Source organism: Polynucleobacter necessarius (assembly GCF_900095185.1).
GTDB lineage: Bacteria > Pseudomonadota > Gammaproteobacteria > Burkholderiales > Burkholderiaceae > Polynucleobacter.
In genome coordinates this window covers 864,583-888,261 of the sequence record NZ_LT606948.1, presented here as the reverse complement: position 1 = coordinate 888,261, position 23,679 = coordinate 864,583, and the positions used below count along the sequence as shown (strand labels likewise).

Annotated in this window: 25 protein-coding genes; 6 read left to right on the top strand and 19 right to left on the bottom strand. The window is 43.3% G+C overall.

Annotated features, from left to right (window positions below; genetic code table 11):
• Position 1 precedes the first annotated feature (1 nt).
• Positions 2-934 (bottom strand): hypothetical protein, encoded by a 933-nt coding sequence (locus DXE31_RS05075; RefSeq protein ID WP_162785538.1) that lies wholly within the window; start codon positions 932-934, stop codon positions 2-4.
• A gap of 15 nt (positions 935-949) precedes the next feature.
• Here DXE31_RS05075 and DXE31_RS05070 point away from each other — a divergent pair, with 15 nt between their 5' ends.
• Positions 950-1,966, top strand: coding sequence for a glycosyltransferase family 10 domain-containing protein (locus tag DXE31_RS05070; RefSeq protein ID WP_114698041.1), 1,017 nt, complete (start codon positions 950-952; stop codon positions 1,964-1,966).
• Entirely contained in the window at positions 1,959-2,294 is a 336-nt protein-coding gene (locus DXE31_RS05065; RefSeq protein ID WP_114698040.1) for a hypothetical protein, read from the top strand. The genes DXE31_RS05070 and DXE31_RS05065 overlap by 8 nt, the downstream gene beginning before the upstream one ends.
• Positions 2,295-2,943: 649 nt before the next feature.
• On the opposite strand, the gene DXE31_RS05060 is transcribed toward DXE31_RS05065, so the two are convergent.
• The 3 genes from DXE31_RS05060 to DXE31_RS05050 are packed head-to-tail and all read right to left on the bottom strand — an operon-like array spanning position 2,944 to position 6,151.
• Positions 2,944-3,900, bottom strand: a complete 957-nt coding sequence (locus DXE31_RS05060) for a glycosyltransferase family 2 protein (RefSeq protein WP_114698039.1) — start codon at positions 3,898-3,900, stop codon at positions 2,944-2,946.
• Entirely contained in the window at positions 3,900-4,799 is a 900-nt protein-coding gene (locus DXE31_RS05055) for a DUF6492 family protein (protein ID WP_114698038.1), read from the bottom strand. Before DXE31_RS05055 ends, DXE31_RS05060 begins: the two co-directional genes overlap by 1 nt.
• Positions 4,796-6,151, bottom strand: a complete 1,356-nt coding sequence (locus DXE31_RS05050; RefSeq protein WP_231969383.1) for a glycosyltransferase — start codon at positions 6,149-6,151, stop codon at positions 4,796-4,798. Before DXE31_RS05050 ends, DXE31_RS05055 begins: the two co-directional genes overlap by 4 nt.
• Before the next feature lie 602 nt (positions 6,152-6,753).
• Between DXE31_RS05050 and DXE31_RS11225 the strand changes: the two genes are divergently transcribed.
• Together DXE31_RS11225 and DXE31_RS09740 are read left to right on the top strand one after the other, a co-directional pair.
• A complete protein-coding gene (locus DXE31_RS11225; protein ID WP_231969381.1) occupies positions 6,754-6,915 on the top strand; it encodes a hypothetical protein in 162 nt (53 codons plus the stop codon).
• A gap of 56 nt (positions 6,916-6,971) precedes the next feature.
• Positions 6,972-7,133, top strand: a complete 162-nt coding sequence (locus DXE31_RS09740; protein WP_231969379.1) for a hypothetical protein — start codon at positions 6,972-6,974, stop codon at positions 7,131-7,133.
• On the opposite strand, the gene DXE31_RS05045 is transcribed toward DXE31_RS09740, so the two are convergent.
• The 5 genes from DXE31_RS05045 to DXE31_RS05025 all read right to left on the bottom strand — a co-directional run bounded on the left by DXE31_RS05045 (position 7,113) and on the right by DXE31_RS05025 (position 10,497).
• On the bottom strand, positions 7,113-8,072 hold the full coding sequence (locus tag DXE31_RS05045) for an aspartate carbamoyltransferase catalytic subunit (protein WP_114698658.1): 960 nt from the start codon (positions 8,070-8,072) through the stop codon (positions 7,113-7,115). The two genes, DXE31_RS09740 and DXE31_RS05045, sit on opposite strands and share 21 nt — an antisense overlap.
• A gap of 5 nt (positions 8,073-8,077) precedes the next feature.
• Positions 8,078-8,572, bottom strand: a complete 495-nt coding sequence (gene pyrR, locus DXE31_RS05040; RefSeq protein WP_114698037.1) for a bifunctional pyr operon transcriptional regulator/uracil phosphoribosyltransferase PyrR — start codon at positions 8,570-8,572, stop codon at positions 8,078-8,080.
• Positions 8,573-8,609: 37 nt separating this feature from the next.
• Positions 8,610-9,026, bottom strand: a complete 417-nt coding sequence (gene ruvX, locus DXE31_RS05035) for a Holliday junction resolvase RuvX (RefSeq protein WP_114698036.1) — start codon at positions 9,024-9,026, stop codon at positions 8,610-8,612.
• The gene (locus DXE31_RS05030) at positions 9,019-9,558 is read right to left on the bottom strand and encodes a YqgE/AlgH family protein (RefSeq protein WP_231969537.1); all 540 of its coding nucleotides are present in this window, start codon (positions 9,556-9,558) and stop codon (positions 9,019-9,021) included. Before DXE31_RS05030 ends, ruvX begins: the two co-directional genes overlap by 8 nt.
• Before the next feature lie 126 nt (positions 9,559-9,684).
• Positions 9,685-10,497: a YdcF family protein gene (locus tag DXE31_RS05025; protein WP_231969377.1), complete on the bottom strand. Its 813-nt coding sequence runs from the start codon at positions 10,495-10,497 to the stop codon at positions 9,685-9,687.
• A 73-nt stretch (positions 10,498-10,570) separates the two neighbouring features.
• On the opposite strand from DXE31_RS05025, the gene DXE31_RS05020 reads away from it, so the two are divergent.
• Together DXE31_RS05020 and DXE31_RS05015 are read left to right on the top strand one after the other, a co-directional pair.
• Positions 10,571-12,043: a cryptochrome/photolyase family protein gene (locus DXE31_RS05020; RefSeq protein ID WP_114698033.1), complete on the top strand. Its 1,473-nt coding sequence runs from the start codon at positions 10,571-10,573 to the stop codon at positions 12,041-12,043.
• 8 nt (positions 12,044-12,051) lie between these two features.
• Complete coding sequence (locus tag DXE31_RS05015) at positions 12,052-12,891, top strand: symmetrical bis(5'-nucleosyl)-tetraphosphatase (RefSeq protein WP_114698032.1); 840 nt, start codon at positions 12,052-12,054, stop codon at positions 12,889-12,891.
• Positions 12,892-12,920: 29 nt separating this feature from the next.
• Here the strand turns inward: DXE31_RS05015 and hemL are convergent, their stop codons facing one another.
• The 10 genes from hemL to DXE31_RS04965 all read right to left on the bottom strand — a co-directional run bounded on the left by hemL (position 12,921) and on the right by DXE31_RS04965 (position 23,671).
• On the bottom strand, positions 12,921-14,222 hold the full coding sequence (hemL, locus tag DXE31_RS05010; RefSeq protein WP_114698657.1) for a glutamate-1-semialdehyde 2,1-aminomutase: 1,302 nt from the start codon (positions 14,220-14,222) through the stop codon (positions 12,921-12,923).
• A 13-nt stretch (positions 14,223-14,235) separates the two neighbouring features.
• On the bottom strand, positions 14,236-14,406 hold the full coding sequence (locus DXE31_RS05005; protein ID WP_071464595.1) for a rubredoxin: 171 nt from the start codon (positions 14,404-14,406) through the stop codon (positions 14,236-14,238).
• A gap of 62 nt (positions 14,407-14,468) precedes the next feature.
• Entirely contained in the window at positions 14,469-15,905 is a 1,437-nt protein-coding gene (locus DXE31_RS05000; RefSeq protein ID WP_114698031.1) for a THUMP domain-containing class I SAM-dependent RNA methyltransferase, read from the bottom strand.
• A 60-nt stretch (positions 15,906-15,965) separates the two neighbouring features.
• The gene (locus DXE31_RS04995; RefSeq protein WP_114698030.1) at positions 15,966-16,391 is read right to left on the bottom strand and encodes a CopD family protein; all 426 of its coding nucleotides are present in this window, start codon (positions 16,389-16,391) and stop codon (positions 15,966-15,968) included.
• A 35-nt stretch (positions 16,392-16,426) separates the two neighbouring features.
• On the bottom strand, positions 16,427-17,704 hold the full coding sequence (locus DXE31_RS04990) for a glutamate-5-semialdehyde dehydrogenase (protein ID WP_114698029.1): 1,278 nt from the start codon (positions 17,702-17,704) through the stop codon (positions 16,427-16,429).
• A 33-nt stretch (positions 17,705-17,737) separates the two neighbouring features.
• Positions 17,738-18,799: a DNA polymerase III subunit delta gene (gene holA, locus DXE31_RS04985; RefSeq protein ID WP_114698028.1), complete on the bottom strand. Its 1,062-nt coding sequence runs from the start codon at positions 18,797-18,799 to the stop codon at positions 17,738-17,740.
• A gap of 14 nt (positions 18,800-18,813) precedes the next feature.
• A complete protein-coding gene (locus DXE31_RS04980) occupies positions 18,814-19,341 on the bottom strand; it encodes an LPS-assembly lipoprotein LptE (protein ID WP_114698027.1) in 528 nt (175 codons plus the stop codon).
• A gap of 22 nt (positions 19,342-19,363) precedes the next feature.
• The gene (leuS, locus tag DXE31_RS04975; RefSeq protein WP_114698026.1) at positions 19,364-22,036 is read right to left on the bottom strand and encodes a leucine--tRNA ligase; all 2,673 of its coding nucleotides are present in this window, start codon (positions 22,034-22,036) and stop codon (positions 19,364-19,366) included.
• A 30-nt stretch (positions 22,037-22,066) separates the two neighbouring features.
• Complete coding sequence (dapB, locus tag DXE31_RS04970) at positions 22,067-22,879, bottom strand: 4-hydroxy-tetrahydrodipicolinate reductase (RefSeq protein WP_114698025.1); 813 nt, start codon at positions 22,877-22,879, stop codon at positions 22,067-22,069.
• Positions 22,880-22,957: 78 nt separating this feature from the next.
• The gene (locus DXE31_RS04965; RefSeq protein ID WP_231969375.1) at positions 22,958-23,671 is read right to left on the bottom strand and encodes an outer membrane protein assembly factor BamE; all 714 of its coding nucleotides are present in this window, start codon (positions 23,669-23,671) and stop codon (positions 22,958-22,960) included.
• Positions 23,672-23,679 lie beyond the last annotated feature (8 nt).

The window sequence follows — 23,679 nt, the reverse complement described above, 5'->3', positions numbered from 1 at the left end:
CTTACGGCGTATGCATCATCTCTAAGTATTTATTAAAACGCTTTTTTCCAAACAAAAAAATCCCAAGGCGCTTAACTACCTTGAGGGCACCTCTCCGCTTAGGGACTACAGCTCCTTCCGCATAATCACGAGTAGATTTATCGCAATTGATTAAAGCTGGGTTGATAAAAATACGATAGCCTTTCTTTCGCAAATCACGATGAAAAGGGATGTGATCAGCGACATCAATTCCACCAGCCTGATCATCTGTGCCAGCATACCTTCCCGCTAAAAATGATGCTCTTGTATAAATACCAAGGCCGCCAAATGCAGAGTCGACCTCAATCAGATCAGCCCGAGGATCAATGGGAGCCTGCTTACAAGTCACTGCAGTATTTTGAGCCATATCGTTACCAAAAATATTCTCTAGCCGAAGCTTTTGCTCCCAACAATCCATTGGGTTCCAATCTGGATGACTTAAACCCCAGATATCGTAATACTCACCCAATTGATTGGCGGTTATCACATCCCATGGCTCATCCACCTCCCAGCACTGCGCAATTTTTTCTGCGGTCACCAGAGCATTCATGCCATCTAAATCAGCCATGGCAATATAGTCAATGTCAGCGAATTCTTGCCTAGAAGCGACTGCATCAATAATAATATTTCTACATAAGGCAATACGGTCAGTGCGTCTAGGATATTGCTTGCATAAGTTACCGACGCTAACAAATGAGAAATTTTTAATGGCTGCTTGGAGTTCCTCTAATTTTTTCGGGGTATCATCACTAGAATCACTCTCAACTACAAAGCAATGAATTTCCTTGAAGTTAGCAAAACTTGCCGCCAAGGTTTCAACTTCATTTTGAATCGTATGCGCTACATTTCTGATAGGACCAGCCAGCAAAATTTTGGAATCAGCAATAGCTTTACGAGTATGCTTTCGAAACTTCACTAGAGTCATATAAAAATGTTATTTGCCAATTACTATCAACGTGATAGGGTAAAAAATGCCTCTTTTGAGGAAATCGATAGACATCATACCTATAACCCAACCTTTACCAATAGATTGCTTAGAGCAGAATTTCTGAAGCATGGGATTGAGTTAAATAATCCAGATGTCAACGAGGGTCGAGAAATCGCTTTTAGTATTTTGCATGACGGTCAGCCTTTAGATCAAATTTCTGGCCCAAAGTATCTCATTGCTACCGAAAACCCCTATATTTGCCCTCGTAATCAAGATGAGGGTTACCTTAGTCAGTTTGATGGGGTGTTTACTTGGAAGGCCGACTTTACAAGCCTCCCAAATATCAGCCACGTCTTCATTCCCAACCAAATACGCAATCAAGTCACACCCTCTTTCGCTGAAAGACCGATTTTTTCCTGCATCATCAATGCGAATAAAGCATTTCCAAAAAGTCTTGAAAATGATCTCTATCGGGAACGTTTAGAAGTGATTCGCTGGTACGAATCCCATGCACCTCAATATTTCTCACTATTTGGTCTAGGGTGGAGCAAGCCTGAACCAGGCTTTACCGCATCTGAAAAAGTATCAAGACGCTTCAAAAGACTAGCGACCCAACTCATAGGCTATAAACCCTTTCCAAGTTATGCAGGGGAAGTAGAAGATAAAGAATTGATCTATCGAAAAACGAAGTTTGCCTATTGCTATGAAAACGTAGCCAATCTGCCTGATTACATTAGTGAAAAAATCTTTGATTGCTTCTTTGGGGGATGCGTTCCAGTCTACTGGGGCTCGAATACGATCACACATCACATTCCTAAGTCCTGTTTTATTGATAGAAGAGACTTTAAGAATACTGCGGAAGTACACCGCTTCTTATTGAGCATCAATGCACAGCATTATACAAAATACCAAGAATACATTCGTGAATTTCTAACATCTCCTAAAGCAATGGAGTTTGATACCACAACTTACGTGTCAACGATTATTAGCAAGATTCTTAAAGACCTCAAGCATGTCTAATCGCTTTATTCTAGATTACGATAATCCTGATGCAGGTATTGGTCATTCGATAGGTATTTTGAATCGAGCACTCAAAATTGCCGATCGCAATCAACTGCAATTCGCTTATTCAGAGACCCAGCTCACAAACTCTCATCATCAGTCCTTTAAATGGCGCCTTAAGCAAACCTTGCCCAAGCTCAGAAGGCGCAAGGCAAACGAAACCCATCATATTGGGAATGGTCTCAACGTAATGCTCAACCCAATAGCGTTACCACCCAGTCGCGAGGAGGTTGAAAATCAAATTCGGGGTGGTGCAATCAAGCTAATCGAATTACCCCCTTTTTGAGATTCATATCCCCTCTAACGAGTAAAATACTGATGAAATCTATAGATCAGTTCATTTAAAATCATCTCGAGCCTAATGTCGCTTTCAAACTCAGTAATAATCGCTTTGGCGATTATGAATATGTGTCCACTAGAGAATGGTTGTTGAATGCCTATGCAAAAGCTCGAGAGCAACATCCTATTCACCTCTTCTACGATCCAAATAAATTAAATATTGCCGTACATCTTCGCCGAGGAGATTTGTTGCTAGGACAACAGTTCTCAGATCTCTCTTCTAGAATGCTCCCAGATGCGCAGTATTTAGAAATCCTCAATATGATTTTACGCAATACTCAACAGCAAATTGCAATTTACATCTTTAGCGAAGGCAGAGATGGAATCTATCACTCTGAAAGTGGACAAGCTGTTTCCTGGAAAGCCTATTTTCAAAACACCCCACATGAAGTTCATGAATGTATTGACAGCGATGTTATGAGTTCGTTTTACTATCTGTTGAACGCCGACATATTGATAGGCTCAAAAAGTGGAATGAGCCACTTAGCAGGGTTGTTGAACCAACAAATGAAGATCATGCCGAAAATGTGGTATGCCTATCGAGGCGCAAATCGCCTACTTGAGGTATCTGGCTTGCCATCAGAACTGTCGCAAGATCAAATAAAGAGCCATCTGCAAGGGGATGCTGTAGTGACCGAATTACAGAGGGTGATCCAAAGACTGATGAAGAAACGCTCTAAGCGCGTCAATGGCGTCCACCATCTATTACGTCTAAACTGAAAGCGAGCATAGATCTCCGAATTTGCTCGAAAAGAAACGCCTGGAAATTTCTTATTTAAAGCGCGTAATAAATTCATTCCGACACCTAATCTTTTGGGCCATGGCAATTGACGCGGATAAAGTGCCGCAGAAATTCCGAGAAGATCTAAGTACTTCTTTTGCACCTCAATTGTGGTAACTCTAAATTTATCGAGGTGTACAGAGCTGGTTTGCGCAGGATAACGCCGATACGTAATCAATCGCTCTTTCAAATTAATAAAACGATATCCAGTAGCTGCCATCTGCACCCATAAGCAATAATCTTCAGAAGTTAATATGGAAGTATCGTACTTAAATCTTTTAAAAATTTCTACTTTTCCCATCATGGCAGAATTACACAAGCCACAATAGACGGTTAAAAGTGCTCGCAAGTCTGAATCAGTAAATTTATCTTTTGACTTCTTCAGTTTTCCAGAAGCCTCATCCAAAACCCATTGGGCACTTCCACATAAATCACATTCGCCTAGCTCTAAGCTTCGTAATTGCTTCGCGAGGCGCGTAGGATCAGCAATATCGTCAGCATCCATAAGGGCGATATATTGACCGCCTGCTCTATCGATCATCTCATTACGCGCTTTGATCACACCATAATTCTGGTCAGACAAGATCTTCACAATACGAGGATCACCAAAACTTTCAATGATTTGTCGAGTCTTATCAGTAGATCCATCGTCAAAAATGAGCAACTCTATGTTCTGATAGCTTTGCTGCAAGATGCTATTGATGGCCTCAGCGATATACAACTCCGAGTTGTATGCGGGCATCAGCACGCTGATGAGTGGCTTTGAAATCATTAGATAAAACTTTGTAAATAGCGACCAAATCGTTTCAATTTTTTCAGTGCTCTTGAAAAAATTGATTTTTGACTAGCGCCATAATCCAAACTAAAATCCCAACTCGATTGATAGATGACGCCCAAATAGTGCTCTTTTAGTTTCGCAGGCGCTTCACCAATTCGACACAGTAGATAGTAGTGCCAGTCATAGTAATAAATACGAAATAGCTGCTCAATAGGATGCAAAGGAATCGCTTTGTAATTTAACAAAGCTTCTAAATAAATAAGAGTTTCAGGCTGTTCTGGCGTGCAAATATCCCAAAAAGATAGGCCTTTAGGTTTTAAATAAGACTCTTCTATCGACATCCAAACCTTAGCAGACCAAATAAATGGTGGGCAAGGGCAGTAGTAATTCGGGCCATGACGTCCAAATAAATGTTTAACCCTATCCCCCTCGGTCTTCAGCTGAAGAGGCACTTTTGCAAAGCCGCGATTAACAGCCAGCTGGAAATACTCTTTATTTTGATAAATCACCGTATACGGATAACCATCGCTTGCCATGAAATCAGACTTATAAAAAGATTTTATAAAAATGCAGTCCGAGTCTAAGCAAACGTAGTTCTCACACAAGCCTAATCGCCAAAATTCTGACTTCACTATTTGTTGAGTCAAGCTGCCAGATTTGGTTTTCTCGATTTCGACTGGCGCAGCAGGATTTGCTTCAATGATAGATTCATCCGACACCCACTCATAACCTTCGACACCTAAGAGGTGAATTAATAAATCGCGATCAACTTTTGGGGTAGAGATATAGAACTGGATGCGATCCTGATTGAAATCCGAGATTGATTGCAACAGTCGCTTTAATCGCAAGAAATCTTTGCGATAGGATTTACAGTAAAGAACAAGGTCTTTCAAAGGGCAGCCTTTTCTTGAGCAAGATGCGACAGAATACTGCTAACCGCCTGATCTACACCAATAGGCTGCCAAACTGGTTTTAAAAGCTGTTTTTGTTTCCAATCAAGCCAAATTCTCTCAAGTGCCATGGCAATATCTACATCATCACCATCCGCACTTAAATAAGATTGACGCTCTAGAAGCATTTTATCGAGCCGTGGATTACGATGAATGATCCCCCAAATAGGCCTTCTAGCCCATAGGTAGTCATAAAATTTAGAGGGAATGTATTCAGCACACCACTCATCATTTCCGTGTAGCAAAATTAAAACATCCGCTTCTTGCATTTTTTGCGCTACTCGTTCGCGCCCCGATTTACCGGTATCTGGATCATGCTCAAGGCGACCATGCGCAAGCAAAATATCCGAAAAATCATACTGCTTTATTGCCTCAAGTGATAATGAGTCTAGAGGAGCTCCGTAAGCATGTACACGAAGATGCTTTCTAGCGTCGGGATACTTAGCGAAGAGTGTATTAGCAGCCTTCAAAATAATAGAAAGCGATCTATCGTTTGCTAGTGAGCCAAAGTGACTTAAGTTGAGATACTCACCATATTGATGGTGAGATTTGCAATGCATATCCCCCGGAGGATTAGCACCAGGCATCACTACAAATCCCGTTGCGTTACCTGCAGTATTCAAATTTGGATTTCTGACTTTTGCGTAATGCAGAGCGCCATCAGTCAACCACCATACAAAGTCGGAATACTTACAAAGCTGCCTCTCCAAGTAGAGACGAAAACGAGCATCTCGATTTTTAGGTTTCTCAAAACCCTGATCTTGGGGGCTCTTACGAATTACCATTGGATCATGCACTTCAGAGATTAATGGCAAGCCAGTTGCGCGTTTTAGCCATACTCCTGCTAAATGTGCTGACCACGCACTTCCAATTGAGTAAATAACATCAACCTTTCCACTACGAATCAAGAAATAACCACGTACAAATGCGGGGAGCGCCCAAGACCACTGACTGGAATACCCAAGCACCAACTTCTCAATCCCAATAAATGGAGCCAAAAGAATCGAAACTGTTCTCGTAGTAATCTTGTAGATAAAACCACGGCCATATTTATTGGCAATCCAGTGACGAACATCAAATCTAAAGGCAGCCGGACCCCAAGCCAAGAATTGCTTATGGGGAAAGCGCTCGTCTTTTAAACCCGTAATGGCACTAAATACAATCGGCTGAATTCCGGCTTCTAAGAAGTAAGGAATCTTATCTGTAATGGCTAAACTAGCCGCTCTACCATCCATATTGAAAGCATGAGAAAGCAGAAGCCAATTTTTCTGTTGCGCAATGGATTTAGCTTTCAATTAGCACCCTTATATCACCGCTTAAAATCATATTTGTAACTAAAATTATAGCGGGCTTTCCCTACCATATTGAATATTAAACCTGCATGCTAAAAATTAAAGACCGCTTCCAAAAATTGTTTGTTTCCATAGCGGGCAGTGCTAGCTTCATTCTCTATAAAGATCAGCTGTTTGCCAAAAAGACATTATCGGCAAAAAATGATCGAGTTCACTATCATTCGCAGATAGTCTTTATTGCCGTTTGAACCCAAGACAAAAAACCTTGAAGGTGAAGCTTTTTATCTACTCATCATTCATACGGACAATATTTCCCATTTTTTTCATGACGTATTTTTTTCTTTTTATCTTCAGTGGCGAAATAATAAAAAGTGAGTCTGCGTATCAATTAAAGGCAATGCATTTCAAAGAGAGTTCCTAGAGTCAGTGTTCGACACTAGCAATTTAATATTTTTAAACCACAAAACTGCTTATAGTTTCTCTGACTTGATTATGACCCCGAGGGGAGAGATTTACAGATTTATCCCGATTACCAAAAAATTTATCGGGAAATCAAATCAATCTGTTTTGCCAAGCACGATATTACTGAAATCCGAACTAAAAATTTGATTTATGGACGAAACGAACTTAGTCGTAAAAATTTATTAAATATTGAGCAGGTGGTTTTATCCAAGCTGAGCTTTAAGGATTATCTAGATACATTAGCTAGTGCGAAGACTTTTACTTACATGGTTGGCGCCGCGGGGTGCTTAATCTTCTGTTTTTAAACGACGACGTCCAGGTTTTAGAAATCAACCCTCATCGAAATAATTCATGGGCACAAATGTTTGGCTTATCAAAGCTATGCCAATTTCATGGTGTAATCAGCAATAATTTAGAGCACTCTAGCGCTGCTGCTCAAGACGAATTAATACTGGATAGCCATATTAATTTTGATCAGCACATAGCTACAGCAATTACCGATTTAATTACCAGCCACAATTGACATTACTGCCATCCGCACAGCAATACCAAAAGTCACTTGATTCAAGATGACTGACTGCGGACCATCTGCTACTGCCGAATCAATCTCTACTCCACGATTCATGGGACCAGGGTGCATCACAATTGCGTCTGCTTTTGCTAAAGCGAGACGGTTTGGAGTTAAGCCATATTGCCTAAAGAACGCATCACCTTCTGGAACTTGACCTATCTCTATACGCTCTTTCTGAATGCGCAAGGTCATCACAACGTCTACATCTTTCAAACCTTCTTCTATGCTATGAAATACCTTCACACCAAGCATATTGAAATCGCTTGGCAATAAGCTTTCCGGGCCAATGGCACGAATATCTTCACAACCCAAAGTAGTGAGCGCATGAATATTCGATTTCGCCACCCGGCTATGTACGATGTCGCCCACAATTGCGACCTTTAAGCCCTTAAAGTTTTGCTTAAAGTGACGCATGGTATACATATCCAATAAGCCTTGGGTTGGATGTTGGTGGCTACCATCACCAGCGTTAACTACGTGAACATGGGCTGGTAAGTGATTCGCTATTTCAATTGGTGCCCTAGAAACGCCATGTCGAACCACAAAGATATCCGCTTGCATTGCTACTAAGTTATCAATCGTATCCAATAAACTTTCGCCCTTAGCGGTGGAGGATGTAGAAATATCTAAATTAATTACATCTGCTGATAAACGTTTGGCAGCGATCTCAAAGGTTGTTCTCGTACGAGTGGAATTTTCAAAGAAAAGGTTGAAGACACTTTTACTTCGAAGCAGTGGCACTTTTTTTACTTCACGCGCAGGGTCTGTGACACTCACAAACTGCTTTGCAGCATCCAAAATATGGAGAATTTGCTCCTTTGGAAGGCCCTCAAGGGTCAGAAGATGAGTCAACTCTCCAGCCGCATTAAATTGATTCACTGACTGACTCATTAAGCTCACCCCTCTAACTGAAAGCTGAACTTGCCAGCAGTATCTTTCTCCAAAACCAACATTTGGTTTTCTGCAATCATGACCTGCTCACCTACAAAATTTGCACATACTGGTAGCTCCCGATTCCCTCGATCAGCCAAGACCATGAGTTCCACTTTTGCAGGTCGACCATAATCAAACAATTCATTTAGCGCTGCACGGACAGTCCTGCCCGTGAATAAAACATCATCAATCAAAATGATATTGGCACCATTGACATCAAATGGCAAATAGGTAGTCATCGTACTAGCAGTCCGTAATGCGGTCATACCCTTCTCGGCATAATCGTCCCGATGAAAAGCGACGTTAATGACTCCAAAATGGGCAAGCCCCAAATCAGCAGCGATACGCTCGGCAATCCAAGCACCACCCATCGCTAACCCCGCAAGCTCAAATGGACTCTCTAGCGCTCTTTTGCGCAGATTTTCTAGCAATCTTCCGTATAACTGTTCTGCATTCAATATTTGGCCTGGTACTGATATCTTAATCTGATGTTATTTATTTGCTGAAAGACTTGACACTTTGCTCTGCAAAATATTGCTCCAATATCAAAACAGCAGAATGTGCATCTAGATTGTCGTGAATCTCTGCATTTCCCTTTAGAACTGCTGATGTGTAACGCTCATCGACCCATGCCACCGGCATCTGAAAGCGTCCATGAAGTTGATTACCAAATCGAGTCGCCTTGGCAGTCATATCATGTGCCACTCCATCTAGATGGAGTGGCCTACCCACCACCAATTGATCTGGTTGCCACTCCTTCAGAAGCCTGTCAATTTCCTGAAACAAGGTTTCGTTATTTGTCGATGAAATTGTCTTTAAAGGCTGGCCTGATTGAGTCAGAGAATTACCTACTGCTGCACCCACTCTGCGAGTTCCGTAATCAAAAGCAATTACAGTCACGGCCTTAGGCATGCCCCGCCTCACCAGAAAGATGAGATAAATCAAACCCTAGGTGAGTTACCGCTTGTTCATAGCGTTGACTTGATGGAGTTTGAAAAATAATTTCAATCATTTGCTCACGCCTAAGCGGCACATTCATCCAGCCATTGAGCGAGATCTCCTCCTCCAACTGTCCTGCATCCCAACCTGCATAACCCACAGTCATCAAGAAATGTGCAGGGCCCTTGCCTGCAGCAACCGCCTCTAGCACATCCCTAGATGTAGTCATTGTGAGGCCGTCTGGAATAATCAAAGAGGAGCTATATGGAGATAATGTATCGGATTCATGCAATACAAATCCTCGTTTCACCTGAATGGGTCCGCCAAAATACACTGGCTGCTTTAATAAAGGTGCGATCTCTAGCTTTAACTCAATCTTGTCAAAGAGGGTGGCAAGATCTACCTCTGTGGGCCGATTAATGACTAAGCCCATTGCCCCTCTTTCGGTATGCTCAAATAGATAAATAACAGATCCAGCAAAATTTGGATCCACCATACCAGGCATGGCAATCAGGAATTGATTTGCAAGATGGTCAGCAGAAAAAGAAATTAATGACTCAGATTCAGAGGCTAGTTCTGAAACAGGGGGTGCTTTTTTAGCCGAGGTCATGAAGTTTATTTTACAGAATATCTAGATTTTTCCAGTCATCCAATAGGCAAATAGACCAACAATTTCATGAATTAGGCTATTCCAGTTTCGAGCGCCGTCGACTAAATCAAAATTAGTCCATTGCAGGCTATTGGCCGTCTGATAATCCACTGGCATGGGCATCGCCTCCAACCCCTGCTTTTGGAAAATCTTAGTCGATCGATACATATGACTAGCTGAGGTAATTAAAAGCCATGGCTTAAGCTTTCCCCCATCATCTTTTAACCCAAACTCCTGAATCATCGGCTTCATATAAAGCACATTTTCATAGGTATTACGGGACTGGTTTTCATAATGCGCGTTTTCACTACTAAGGCCCTGTTCCTGAATCAATTGCTTAAATGCTTCAGCCTCAGAAACCCCTTTTGGGGTAATTCGACCAGAGTAGCCACTAAAAATAAAAGGTAGATTTGAGTGCTTTCGTATCAGTTCAAATGCTTTAGTGACCCTTTCAGCAGCTGAATAGATTGAAATTTCACCCCGGTCAACGGCGATTTCACCACCATCAATTGCGCCGCCCAAAATAATAATGCCGCCCAATTCATTTGCTGACAACTTAGCGATCTCTGTTTTTACTATGGTATTTTCTAGTGCACGCAGAAAAATTTCTGATGTCGGAAGCCAGCCTACTAGCGCAAGATCTACTAAGGCAATGATTAGAAAACGCTTACAAAGGTGCAACTTTCGCAAAGACAAGAAGAGTAGTGCCAATAGAATAAAAATTGGCAGCCAATTTAGCGGCTCTAAACAAAATTGCACTACTTTCGAGAGAATAAAAAAGATCGTATCCATCATTACATTGAATCTTAACCTGACAGACTAGGCTTTGCCCCTGCATTTCTTCTCAAGAAGCCCTAATATAGGGGTTATGCAAAAAGCTCTAGTATGGCTTCGCCGTGATCTCCGTCTCTACGACAATGCCGCCTTTCACCACGCCCTCAAGACGAATCAACAGGTCTGGCTGACCTTTATCTTTGATACCGAGATTCTGAAACCATTGCTGAAGGGTGAATTAAATGCAAATGGCTTAAAAGATGATCGACGTGTGGATTTTATTTGGCAAGGCTTAAAGCAAATTGATGATGAGCTTCGCAAACATGGTAGTGGTCTGCTTGTTCGAGTCGGCCAGCCAACTGAATGTATTCCTGTGCTTGCTAAAGAGTTAGGTGTTGAGGCGGTATTTACCAACCATGATTACGAGCCTACAGCTATTAAAAGAGATGCGACAGTCAAAGCATTGCTAGAAAGAATTAGTATTGATTTTGCGAGTTTTAAAGATCACGTGATTTTTGAAAAAAAAGAAATTCTCACCAACTCAAACACCGTTTTTTCAATCTTTACACCATACAAAAATAATTGGCTGAAGTCCCTTCAAGAGAAAGACCTTGCTGCTTATGAATGCAATCCCAAGCCAGGACAATTGGCAGCCATTCCTAAAAAATTGGACCAGTCATTTCCTTTTTTAGCATCTATGGGCTTTTGTGCCACTGGGATCGAAAGCTATTTACCACCAGGCTCTCAAGGCGGTCAAGTATTCTTGGAGGACTTTCTATCACGTATTGATCAATATCAAATTGGCAGAGACTTTCCGGCCATTAAAGGCGTAAGCTATCTGTCCACGCATTTACGCTTTGGCATGCTATCCATCAGAGGTTTAGTGAGAGAGGTCCATCGTCGGATGCTGTCTGGCAGCATGGGCGCAACAATTTGGTTAAGCGAGCTCATTTGGCGAGATTTTTATTTCATGATTCTCGCTAATCATCCACGTCTGGCAGATGGTGCATCCTTTAAACCAGACTATGACAATATTGTTTGGGAATCCGGACCCAAGGCGAAGAAATTGTTTACCGCGTGGTGTGAGGGTAAAACTGGCTACCCATTAGTTGACGCAGCAATGCATCAACTGAACCAAAGCGGCTATATGCACAATAGACTACGCATGGTGGTAGCGAGCTTTTTGACCAAGGATTTGGGGATAGATTGGCGTTGGGGTGAGGCCCATTTCGCAGAGCACCTCAATGATTTTGAGCTCTCATCTAATAATGGTGGCTGGCAGTGGGCCTCCTCTTCCGGATGCGATGCACAACCCTATTTTCGCATCTTTCACCCCATTACACAGTCTGAAAAATTTGACCCCGAAGGAAAATTCATACGGTGCTACCTTCCTCAACTCGAGAAACTCTCCAAAAAGACAATCCATGCACCTTGGAAAGCTGGACATGTCGAACTAGAAGCTGCTGGGCTGCAACTTGGACGCGATTATCCAATGCCAATCGTGGATCATGATGAGGCTCGTAAAAATACCTTGATTCGCTACAGCGTAGTCAAGAAGACGATTTAATATAGAGTATGAGCAAGATCTACGCTGTAGGGGATGTACAAGGATGCGCACCCTCTCTTAAAGCCCTCGTTAAAAAACTTCCCAAAAAATCAAAGATGATTTTCTTGGGGGATCTAGTCAATCGTGGACCCGACTCTCTGGGAGTATTGCGCCAACTCAAAGCCCTGCAAGAATCTGGGCGCGCAGAGTGCATTTTAGGCAATCACGACCTTCATCTGTTGGCGATTGATGCTGGACTTAGGAAGCCCAAAAATGTAGATACTATTGAGCCCATACTTTCAGCACCTGATCGTAAGGAATTGATTCATTGGATACGCCATCGCCCGATGGCACTAAGTAATGGCAAGATCCTGACTGTGCACGCTGGCGTTCTGCCACAATGGGACTTACAACAGACGATTGAATGCGCTCAAGAAGTTGAAAAAACTTTGCATAGTAAGTTATACAAAGAATTTTTAGCAAATATGTATGGCAATACTCCAAATACATGGAGCAAGTCACTCAAAGGATATGAACGCTTACGCATCATCACAAATGCACTTACACGCATACGTTTTTGTACACCCTCCGGTAAGATGGAATTCCTGAGCAAAGAAGGTCTAGGACAAGGGCCTAAAGGTTTTATTCCTTGGTTCACAGCCCCAGAAAGAAAAACTCAAGATATTCTGACCTATTTTGGTCACTGGTCTACGCTGGGATTATTGAGAAAGCATAATGTCGTTGGCCTAGACACCGGTTGCGTCTGGGGCGGGAAGCTGACTGCTTTGGAACTATCAAACTCAAACAGGGATTCGAAAAGTCTCGGCCTGATTCAAGTGAGTGGTTATGACCACCCACTCCGAATGTAGCAATTACCTCTGATTCAGAAAATATTTGCTCAAAGCTTTTTAAATGATTTATCAGCAGCAGCAATAATGGCATCGATCACCTCATTGTCATGAGTAATCGAGATAAAACCAGCCTCATAGGCCGAGGGTGCTACGTACACTCCCTCATCCAACATGAGATGAAAGAATTTCTTAAATGCTTCTATATTAGATTTGGTAACAGCCTTATAAGAAATTGGTACTTCATCGGCAAAGTAAATACCAAACATCCCACCAACACTATCAACAGAAAAAGGTATGCTTGCCTTATCTGCAGCCTGCTTTAAGCCTTTCATCAACTTTTCAGTTTGATCTGTTAAGCACTCAAAAAAACCTTCGCGAGAAATAATCTCTAAATTCTTTAGGCCAGCTGCAACAGCTACGGGGTTGCCAGATAAAGTTCCCGCTTGATAGACACTCCCTAAGGGGGCAAGCTTAGACATAATTTCTTTTGTACCGCCAAATGCAGCCATCGGCATGCCACCACCCATCACCTTACCCAAACAAGTCAGATCCGGAATAACACCTTGCAAGGATTGTGCCCCACCCAAGGCAACCCTAAAACCAGTCATTACTTCATCATAGATCAAGACACTACCGTACTTACTGGTGAGTTTACGAATAGTAAACAAAAACTCTTTGGAGGGTTGAAGAAGATTCATATTGCCAGCAATCGGCTCCAAAATTACGGCTGCAATCTGGTTACCCTGCTTTTTAAATACCTCTTCAATAGCTGCTGCATCGTTATAAGGCAGCACTAAAGTATGCTTCACCAAATCTTGCGGAACCCCCCCAGAAGAAGGTGCATTCTGGGTAGCGTCGGCAAATGTCAGTAAGCCAGAGCCCGCTTTTACCAATAAGCTATCGGCATGGCCGTGATAACAGCCTTCAAACTTAATAATTAAGTCACGCCCGGTATAGCCTCGCGCTAAACGCAGTGCACTCATCGTGGCTTCAGTGCCACTAGACACCAGACGCACTTGCTCAACACTTGGCATTAAGGCGCATATACGCTCTGCCAACTCTATCTCACCCTCAGTAGGCGCCCCATAACTAAAACTGGTTTCAGCAGCCTTTTGAACTGCAGCAACTACCTCGGGATTGGCATGGCCCGCAATCATAGGACCCCAAGACATAATTAAGTCAATATAGCGCTGCCCATTTGCATCCCAAAAATATGGGCCGCTAGCTTTTGTGACAAAACGAGGAACTCCTCCCACGTGCCGAAAAGCACGTACCGGAGAATTCACACCCCCAGAAATTGTCTTTTGCGCACGCTCAAACAAGACTTCGTTTTGATCTACTTTTTCCATCATGTATTCCGAATTAAATGGCCATCATTTCAAAATCTTCTTTACGTGCACCACACTCTGGACAAGTCCAATTCATTGGTACATCCTTCCAGAGAGTGCCTGGGGCAATCCCCTCATCAGGTAAACCAGCGGCTTCGTCATATACCCAGCCGCAGATTAAGCACATATACGTTTTAAATTCCATTACTCTGATCTCCGCTTATCTTATCTTATCTTATCTTTAGCCTACATTTTAAGGTTTAATACTCAAGTCAGCCGCTTAGCATGCATCTCAAACTTGAACAAACGGCACTCCAGTGAGCCATTAAACAATGGGGTGCGCTTCGATTCTTTAATGCGCAGTTGACCAGGCAGAGCCATATCTGCGGTAAGAACAAAGATATTCCACCCTCCAAAATTCTCTTTGAGATGCTGGCCAAACTGGCGCAAAAACTCCACAAACTTTGGGTCTTGCTCTGCTTGTGCTTGCAGCTTCTTCAAAGACTCACGACTAGAGCGCTTAGCACTCTGACGACCCGTCTCCAGATTTAGCTCAAAACGGTTATCTAGCACTTCATCATGACGTGCATCTTGAGTAGATACGCGCTCCTGGCCACGACCGCCCTTAATGACCAGACGCTCCCCATAGGGAGGATTCAATAACATTACGCCCTCATTAACTCCTCCTGGAGGATTAGCTGCTAAGGCATCAATTTGACGCACTACTGGCTGTTCTGGCAACTGCGCTCTTTGCCAGTTACACTTAAACATCGACACTAATTTCTCATTAATATCGCCACCAGAAATATTTAAAGTTTGAACGCTTGGATATTGCTTACGCTTTTCTAGCATCTGCGTAAGCGCAGTGTCCTTCAAGCCAACCCAACGCTTTTGTTCGGTAGCCTCATTAAAAGGCTTGAGCCTTTGAAACCCAAAGCCATGAACCGAAGTTACTAGTGGTCGATAAGCTAATCTGCTGGGCTTTGCGTCATCACCATATATTCCTGCACGAATCGCACCAGGCGGAATGGATAAAACCATCTGGGCTGCCTCAATTAGAAAGGTGCCGCTACCGCACATCGGATCAAACAATATTTTTCCAGGCTGCCAAGAGGTGATTGAAAGAATACCTGCCGCCAAATTCTCTTTTAAAGGTGCGTCACCTTTTTCATTTCGCCATCCACGCTTAAATAAGGCTTCACCAGAGGTATCCAAATAAATAGTCACTTGAGTTGCCGTTAAATGTGCTTGCACCCGCACATCTGGAAAAGCAGGATCAATACTTGGACGGTCGCCTGTGACATCACGCAAGCGATCTACAATCGCATCCTTAATTTTGAGCGTAGCAAAATTTAAACTTTTCAAGGGAGAGCGGTGAGCAGTGACATCTACTCTTAGCGTTTGTTTAGAAGTAAACCATTCCTCCCAAGCTAAACCGCTCACTAACTTATAAAGATCCTCTTCTTGTCGATAAGGGGCTTGCGCCATCTGTAACAATATGCGACTCGCAATGCGGGAGTGCAAATTCAGTGCCATAGCCGCCGATATTGGTGCAGCCAGGCCAACCCCACCTGTTGGGCTGATGGGGGTGGGGTCGATGACCCATGCACCTAGAGCCTTGCATGCTGGGCGCCCAGCAATTTCGGCCAGCTCCTGGGCCAGCGGTATTTCTAAACCGCCTGGACAAACAACAAAAAATCTCATGTAGCTAACAATCTATAAGGGTTTAGGTAGTAAAAATAAAACCGCGGCAATCACTTAGCACTAAGGCTTAAATAAAACTAGGGCAACAATAGTGACAAGCAAAATAACGGGCACTTCATTAAACCAACGAAACCAAACCCCTGAACGTTTATTTACACCAGTACGGAATTTCTTAAGCATGCCCAAACAAGCGTGGTGATAACCAATCATTAAGATCACAAAAAATAATTTGGCATGCATCCACACGTCACCACGACCAATTCCAAAATGAAGCCATAGGGCTAAGCCCACCAACACTGCGGGAACCGCCAAAATAGTCATGAAACGATAAAGACGATCAGCCATACCAAGTAAACGAGAATAAGCTTCAGCATTCTTCTCTTCGGCTAAGTTCACAAAAATTCTGGGCAAATAAAATAAACCAGCAAACCATGAAGTAATTAATACGATGTGAAATGTTTTTACCCAAAGGTATGAATTACTCATATGTAGTGCGCTCTATCTATCAATCAAATTATTTCTTAAGTACGAATCTCACCATGACCCATTACGACATATTTCAATGAAGTCAGTCCATCAAGACCAACAGGACCCCGTGCATGTAGCTTGTCATTCGAAATCCCAATTTCAGCGCCGAGCCCATATTCAAAACCATCTGCAAAGCGTGTGCTGGCATTGACCATCACGCTAGCACTATCAACCTCCCGCAAAAAACGCTCAGCATGAGCTTTGTTATTAGTAATGATGGCATCAGTATGTTTGCTGCCATACTGCTCAATATGGTTCATTGCCGCATCAATATTAGCGACAGTCTTGATTGACAAAATTGGTGCTAAGTATTCTGTTTGCCAATCCTCGTCATTCGCCTCTACTAGATTTTGGAAACCATTTGCCTCAAGTGTTTTACGCGTTAAATCATCAACCCGTAGTTCAACACCTTTGTCTTGATAAATTTTGCACAGGATTGGCAATACTTGATTCGCAATCTCTTGATTAACCAAAAGGGTCTCCATTGCATTACATGGTGCATAACGCTGGGTCTTTGCGTTATCACAAACTTTGATGGCCATAGCAACGTCGGCATCAGCATCAATATAGGTATGGCAAATCCCGTCTAAATGCTTAATCATAGGTACACGAGCCTCAGTCATCAAGCGCGCTATCAGACTCTTACCGCCCCTTGGAACGATCACATCGATATATTGTGTCATCGTGACCATCTCACCCACAGCACTACGGTCGGTTGTAGTCACCACTTGTACAGCATCTTTAGGCAAGCCTGCGGCTGCCAAGCCTTCCTGAATAATCTGAGCCAATAAAGTATTAGCAGCAATGGCTTCAGAGCCACCTCTCAAGATGACTGCATTGCCCGACTTTAAACACAAAGCAGCTGCATCAATCGTCACATTCGGACGTGACTCATAAATAATACCAATCACTCCAAGCGGTACACGCATCTGGCCAATCTCAATACCAGAGGCTTGCTTTTGTAAGGCAGAAATTTTTCCGATAGGATCGTCTAAAGAAACAATTTGCTCCAAACCAAGCGCCATGGTTTCAATAGTTTTAGGCATCATAGTTAAGCGATCTACGAAAGCGGCATCCTGCCCATTTGCTTTAGCGCGATCCACATCGAACTGATTCACTTTTTGAATCTCATTAAATTTTTGGCGAATAACCATAGCAACATGTAATAGAGCATGATTCTTTTGCTCGCTTGACACACGCGCCATCGATCGCGATGCAGCGCGTGCACGCTTACCAATGTCTTGCATCATCTCTTGAATAGCTGAACTCATTTTTTTGATCTCTAATTACTTATTTTTTTCTATCTAACGTAATAAATTGCCAACTAAACGCAATCCATCCCATGGGTCTCCAGGCAATTCTGCAGCATGCAACCCTTTAACTTGGCGATCTAATCCAGCGGCAACTTGGATCGCTTTGCGCAATTTTAGAGGCTGAATTCTTCTCAATGCAGCAGGGTATAAACGCTCTTTATTTCCCCAGATACGATTCGCACGCATCAGATTCTGAACAGATTCACCCGCATCACTTGCTGCCTTTAATTTAGATAGTATTCGAAGCTCCTCAGTTACGCTCCACAGAATGAGCACTAACGGCTCACCCTCACCTTTAAGGCCATCGAGCATCCGATTTAACCTGGCTAAATCGCCGGCAAGCATAGCTTCAGTTACTTCAAAGACGTTATAACGCGCCACTTTTAAAATAGAGGTACGAATTTGCTCGTCAGTTAGTTTTCCTGTTGGATACAACAAACCCAACTTTAAAAGTTCTTGGTGGGCAGCAATTAAGTTACCCTCTACTTGATCGGCAATAAACTCAAGTGCGCGCTGACCTTCAGAACCCGTCTCAACCTCTTGATCTTGGCGTTTCAGTCGGTCTGCAATCCATTGCGGCAAATGACCACGATCCAATGAATCAATCTGAATTGCCATCCCCACTTCATCCAAAGCACTAAACCAGGCAGCAGTCTTGGTCTTACCATCCAAACGTGGCAAGATAATACAAACTACTATATCGGGACCTTCAGGTTCTCTTGATTGAGATGCAATTTGTGTAGCAAACTGCTTAAGTGCATCAGCTCCATCGCGACCAGGCTTGCCAGTTGGTATGCGCAACTCTACCCAACGCTTATCACCAAATAATGACATTATTTGGCCAGCATTGAATAGAGCACTCCAATCAAAACCCCGTTCCTGCAGCAATACTTCGCGCTCAGTAAAGTTTTGTTTCTTAGCGGCAGACCTCAATTGATCTATAGCCTCCATCATCAAGAGAGGTTCATCACCACTAAAAATATATAGCGGCAACATAGCACCGCCAGAAGTTACAGACTTCAGGTGTGCCTGCAAGGCATCTACTTTGACCATGCCTCATCTCACCTCTAGAATGCTCTTGCTTGCGGCGCTTTTGCCGCAGCAGCAACACGACGCAAGATCTGAATAGCCAAATCTTTGCGCATCAGAGTTAAGAATTGTTGAATCTGCACATCCGCAGCCAAAACAGTTAAGACTGTAAAGTCTAAATCCCTAGTCATACAGATCTCAGCCTCGGGTACTATCTCAGCCCCCGCTAAATCAAAAGCCCTAAATTCAACACAAATATTGAGTCGATAAGCGGATATCTGATCACTTGAGGTATAAGCTAAGATTTCGCGATCGCTTACATCGTTGGTAATCTCTAAGATCAGATTTGCGTCCTTCGGATTGATCGCAACCTTTGCATCCGTACCCGTCAAGATTGCTGTCTGTAAATCAGCCCTAAACGGAGGAGATGGATTACCAATGATAGCAATAGCCTTGAATGGCAGATCAACCATTCCTCGCAGGCGATAACCGCAAGCAATCAGCCCACTCATAGGTGCGGCAATAATCAATCCCAGTACGACACGACGAAATCGATTTATGCTCATCGTTTTAGTTTCTATAAATGGGTTAGACAACAATGTTGACCAAACGACCAGGGACCACGATCACTTTTTTAGGTGTGCCCCCATTTAAAGCTTTTTGTGCGGGCTCACTTTGTAAAGCTAAAACTTCAATTTGCTCTTTATTTGCATCAGCAGACACCTTAATCTCACCACGCAACTTGCCTTTAATCTGCAACATTAAAGTTATTTCGGTTTGGACTAGAGCTGTTTCATCCACTGAAGGCCAAGGCGCATCGAGCAAGGGACCAAATGTTTTATCATAGCCGAGATCCTGCCACAAAACATGAGTTATATGTGGAACCACTGGATAAAGAATACGCAACAAGATACTAAGAGATTCGCGTAGAACTGACGCATTAATGGCGGTATTTTGATCTAGCTTGATTGGCTCTAGCGTATTGAGCATTTTCATGGCTGCAGAAACAACAGTGTTGTGCTGGCAACGCTGATAATCAAAGTTTGCTTGTTTTAAGATCGCATGAACATCGCGACGGAGTGCTTGCTCGGCATCATTCAAGACATTAGACAAGTCATCAGAGGCTTCACGTAGGGCCCCCGCTTGACTACTGGAGTACATCCAAACGCGCCTCAAGAATCGAGAAGCCCCGTCTACACCGGCGCCAGACCACTCTAACTGTTGCTCTGGAGGCGCTGAAAACATGACAAACACACGAGCAGTATCAGCGCCATATTGATCAATCAGAGCTTGGGGATCAACGCCATTATTCTTGCTCTTGGACATCTTCTCTACGCCACCAATCACTACTGGCGTATTTGTAGCATCACCAATTAACTTAGCACCTTGTGGACGACCTTTTTCATCAAGCTCTAACTCAACATCAAGGGGATTGAGCCAAGTTTTCTTACCAGAAGCATCCTCTGAGTAGTAAGTTTCATTAAGGACCATGCCTTGAGTGAGCAAATTTTGAAATGGCTCATCAAAACTAATGAGATTGAGGTCACGCATGACCTTAGTCCAAAAGCGCGCATAAAGTAAATGCAAAATCGCATGCTCAATACCACCAATGTATTGATCCATTGGCATCCAATACTCATTACGCCCATCAACCATAGTCTTTGCATGCGGACCGGTGTAGCGCATGAAATACCAAGAAGAATCAACGAAGGTATCCATCGTGTCAGTTTCCCGGCGTGCAGGCTTACCGCATTTTGGACACTTCACATTTAAGAAGTCAGCACGTTTATTCAGTGGATTACCACTGCCATCAGGTACGCAATCTTCTGGCAAGACTACTGGTAAATCGGCTTCGGGTACCGGCACAGCACCGCACCCAGGATGACTCTCATCACCACAATGAATAATTGGAATCGGTGTTCCCCAATATCGCTGACGCGAGATACCCCAATCACGCAAGCGATAGGTAGTCTTAATTTCACCAATACCTAACTTCTCTAGTTCCTTTGCGACTGCACTGACTGCCTCTTCATGAGATAAGCCGTCAAACTGTGCACTATTAAAACAAACAACACCTTCTTTTTGGGCATACCAATCTTCCCAACGAGTGGTATTAAACATTGGCGACTCGTCTTTGAATGCAATGACTTGCTTTATTGGCAGGGCATACTTTAGAGCAAAAGCGAAGTCACGCTCATCGTGAGCTGGTACGCCCATTACAGCACCATCACCGTAAGACATTAATACATAATTACCAACCCAGACAGGCACAGGCTCATGTGTCAAAGGATGCGTGACATACAAGCCAGTAAACATACCCTCTTTTTCTTGGGTAACTAAATCAGCTTCAATCACACTACCCGTTTTGCATTTTTCAATAAATGCGGCTAACGCTGGATTATTTGCAGCCGCTTTAGTTGCTAAAGGATGTGCGGCTGCTACCGCACAGAAAGTGACACCCATGATGGTGTCAGCACGTGTAGTGAAAACATACAAAAGACCATCTTGAATAAATTTACCATGTTCATCTTTGATGTCATGTTTAAAAGCAAAACGCACACCACGACTTTTGCCAATCCAATTTTGCTGCATCGTCTTCACACGCTCTGGCCAACCCAATCCATCCAAACCAGACAGTAATTGCTCAGCGTAAGTGGTAATTTTGAAGTAATAACCTGGGATCTCACGTTTTTCGACCAATGCGCCGGAGCGCCAGCCGCGACCATCAATGATTTGCTCATTTGCTAAGACGGTCTGGTCAATCGGATCCCAATTGACTACTTGAGTTTTACGATAGGCAATACTCTTCTCAAGCATCTTCAAGAAGAGCCACTGATTCCAGCGATAGTAATCAGGGCTGCAAGTCGCCACTTCACGCGTCCAATCAATCGCCAAACCCATCGCAGCCATTTGCTTTTTCATATAAGCAATGTTGTCGTAGGTCCATTTTGCAGGAGGTACTTTATTCTGAATCGCTGCATTCTCAGCGGGCATGCCGAAAGCATCCCAACCCATTGGCATTAAAACGTTATAGCCCTGCATCCTTAGCTGGCGCGCCATCACATCATTAATGGTGTAGTTACGAACATGCCCCATGTGCAGCTTGCCAGAAGGGTAAGGCAACATAGAACAGGCATAGTACTTAGGCCTTTGTTTACCCTGTGCATCAACAGCATTCTCTGCCACTTGATAGACTTGCGCAGCCTCCCAATCAGCCTGTGCTGCCGCTTCAATTCTGCGGTAATCGTAATCCTTGCTCATTCTGCAACAACTCTTTTCTTCTATTTTTAATTAATTGACTGATGATTTGCGTAAGCCAAGAACATCCTGCATATCACATAGTCCACTACTTTGGTTTTGCAAGAAACGTGCGGCGCGCAATGATCCTTGAGCATAAGATTGACGGCTCGAGGACTTGTGAATGATTTCAATTCGCTCGCCATCACCAGCAAATAGTACAGTGTGATCGCCAACAATATCACCACCACGAATTGTTGCGAAACCTATCGAACCTTCTTTACGTTCACCAGTATGGCCTTCGCGCGCATAAACTGCTACATCATCCAACTTTTTATTTAGGGCTTCTGCAATCACCTCGCCCATCTTGAGCGCAGTACCCGAGGGAGCATCAATCTTGTGTTTGTGGTGAGTCTCAACGATTTCAATGTCATACCCCTGATTAAGCATCTTGGCAGCAATCTCCAAAAGTTTGAAGGTTGCGTTTACGCCAACACTCATATTCGGCGCAAATACAATCGCTAATTTTGCAGAGGCTTGTTTCAAAACCATTATTTGCTCTGCTGTAAGTCCAGTAGTGCCAATGATCATTTTGGTACCAGTCTTTTCGGCCATAGCCAAATAAGCCATCGTACCGTCAGGCCTTGTGAAATCAATTAAAAACTGCGCATTCGACAAAACTCCTGCAACGTCAGAAGATATCAGTACGCCTGTTTTTTGTCCTAAAAATGCACCAGCATCTTCACCCAAATTTGGACAAGAAGTATGCTCAAGCGCACCAACCAATTGCGCATCAGCTGTATTGAGCACAGCTTCAATCAACATTTTTCCCATACGGCCTGTTGCGCCGGCAATTGCTATCTTCATCATGTGTTTCTTCGCTTCTTAGCTTCTTATTAAGGGTTGCCGAAATCACTCGCATCAGCATCTATATAAAAGTAATCTTTACTTCGCTTCACTAGCCTGTGGAACATTGCGATTGCCTGGTCCGAGCTCAGGCTGGACATCAGGTTCCTTTTTAGATGAACCAAAAAAATCCCAAAATGAACTGCTGGTATTGGCTGGAGGTATGGGAGTGCCAGCCGCTAGATTATCTGTCTTGCTGGGCACCAATACTTCGGGTTGCTGTAAAGGTGTTGTAACTGGCGGCTTATTAGATCCTGTAACAATATCCCAAAATGAGCGTTTAGACTTGGCGTAATTATCAAGCTCAGCGACCATTTCAATTTCGGTTGGCAGAGGATCGCCTTCAAACTTGACAACCTTATCACCATCAAAGAAGACTGTGACACGCCGCTCTTTACTAATAGGTTGACCAGAGCGTTTAAATTCAAAAATATAATCCCAACGATTGGCGTGGAAATAACTTGCCAACAAGGGAGTGCCCAGTATCTGACGCACTTGTTCGCGACTCATACCTAATTGCAATTTGGCATATTGCTCGCTAGAAATAAAATTGCCCTGCACTACGTCAGGAACATACGGCCTGAAAATCTTGTTCATCCATGCCCGCTGAGTTTCATCGACTGCAGAAGTACAACCACCGACCCCTAATAATCCAAATAGGGCGATTGCCGAAATTCCTAGTCGAACATGGGTATTAATACCCTTCAAAAGAGGGTTCATAGTGCGGTTAAAAAGTTCAAGGCAATTTTGCATGGCTGGCC